The organism is Halorhodospira neutriphila, assembly GCF_016584055.1.
GTDB classification, from domain to species: Bacteria; Pseudomonadota; Gammaproteobacteria; order Nitrococcales; family Halorhodospiraceae; genus Halorhodospira; species Halorhodospira neutriphila.
In genome coordinates, this window is sequence record NZ_NRSH01000214.1 from 1 (window position 1) to 1973 (window position 1973).

Sequence of the window (1973 nt, forward strand, 5' to 3'; positions counted from 1 at the left end):
CTCGGGGGCGGGCAGGATCCGGGGGTCACGCTCAACCGCGCCTTCTCCCTGGATGCGCTCGGCCGCAAGGGCGAGGCCCGGCAGGCGTACCGGGCGTTCCTGGCCCAGACCAGCGGCGAGCCTGCCTACCGCTCCCAGCGCCGCTGGGTGCGGGCGCGCCTCGCGCAGTAGCTGCGCTTCCGCGCCGCGCTCGGCAGCGGTTCCGGTCCTCCCGCCTTCCTCCGGCCCCCGCTCCCGGCCCGGCAGCGCCCGAGATGTCTCCGCAAGCCCATATCCGGTATCCTGGGGCAGCATTCCCTGAGCCGGCGCGGATGCGCCGTTTTGTCATTCTGTAGAGGAGTATTCCATGGCGGATAACCGACGCAGCCGAGTGATCACCCAGGGCGTGGCACGGACGCCCAACCGGGCCATGCTGCGCGCCGTCGGCTTCGGCGACGACGACTTCGACAAGCCCATCATCGGGGTCGGCAACGCCCACAGCACCATCACCCCGTGCAACGTCGGGATCGGGCCGCAGGCCGAGCGCGCCGAGAAGGCCCTGCGCGAGGCCGGCGCCATGCCGGTGATGTTCGGCTCCATCACCGTCTCCGACGGGATCGCCATGGGCACGGAGGGGATGAAGTACTCCCTCGTCTCCCGCGAGGTCATCGCCGACTCCATCGAGACCGTCGGCGGCGGCCAGCAGCTCGACGGCATGCTCGCCACCGGCGGCTGCGACAAGAACATGCCCGGCGCCATGATCGCCCTCGCGCGGCTCGACATCCCGGGCATCTTCGTCTACGGCGGCACCATCAAGCCCGGCTACTACAAGGGCGAGGAGCTGACGGTGGTCAGCGCCTTCGAGGCCGTGGGGCAGTACAACGCCGGCAACCTCGCCCACGAGGACCTGGTGGGGATCGAGGAGAACGCCTGCCCGGGCCCCGGCTCCTGCGGCGGGATGTTCACGGCCAACACCATGTCCAGCGCCTTCGAGGCCATGGGCATGAGCCTGATGGGCTCCTCGACGGTCTCTGCCGAGGACGACGAGGCCCGGCAGGTGGCCGAGGAGGCCGCCCGGGTGCTCATGGACGCGGTCCACCACGACCGCCGCCCCTCGCAGATCATCACCCGCGAGGCCCTCGAGAACGCCTTCGCCGTAGTCATGGCCCTCGGCGGGTCGACCAACGCGGTCCTGCACCTGCTCGCCATCGCCAACACCGCCGAGGTGCCGTTCACCATCGACGACGTCGAGGCCCTCCGCCGCAAGGTGCCGGTGCTCTGCGACCTCAAGCCCTCCGGGCGCTTCGTGACCAGCGCCTTCCACGAGGTCGGCGGCACCCCGCAGGTGATGCGCATCCTCCTCGAGCAGGGGCTGCTCCACGGCGACTGCCTGACCATCACGGGGCAGACCATCGAGGAGCAGATCCGCCACCTGCCGGCCGAGCCGCCGGCGGGCCAGGAGATCATCATGCCCTTCGACCGGCCGCTCTACCCGCGGGGCCACCTGGCGATCCTCCACGGCAACCTCGCCGAGGAGGGCGCCGTGGCCAAGGTCAGCGGCATCAAACAGCGCCGGATCAGCGGCCCGGCGCGGGTCTTCGACTCCGAGGAGGAGTGCCTCGAGGCGATCCTCAACGACGGCGTCCAGGCCGGCGACGTGGTCGTCGTCCGCTACGAGGGCCCCAAGGGCGGGCCGGGGATGCGCGAGATGCTCGCCCCCACCTCGGCGATCATCGGCAAGGGGCTCGGCGACTCCGTGGGGCTGATCACCGACGGGCGCTTCTCCGGGGGGACCTACGGGCTCGTCGTCGGCCACGTCGCCCCCGAGGCGTACGACGGCGGCGCCATCGGCCTGGTCGCCGAGGGCGATACGGTGACCATCGACGCCGACGAGAACCGCCTCGAGCTCGAGGTCAGCGAGCAGGAGCTGGAGCGGCGCCGGGCGGCGTGGCAGATGCCGCGGCCGCGCTACCGCCGGGGCGTGCTGGGCAAGT

General features: G+C 71.6%; 1 protein-coding gene. It reads left to right on the forward strand.

The genetic code is table 11. The annotated features are described in order from the left end of the window. Window positions 1-346: 346 nt before the first annotated feature. Window positions 347-1973, forward strand: a 1627-nt coding sequence (ilvD, locus tag CKO13_RS11885; protein WP_200261304.1) for a dihydroxy-acid dehydratase, incomplete at its 3' end; no start/stop codon positions are given.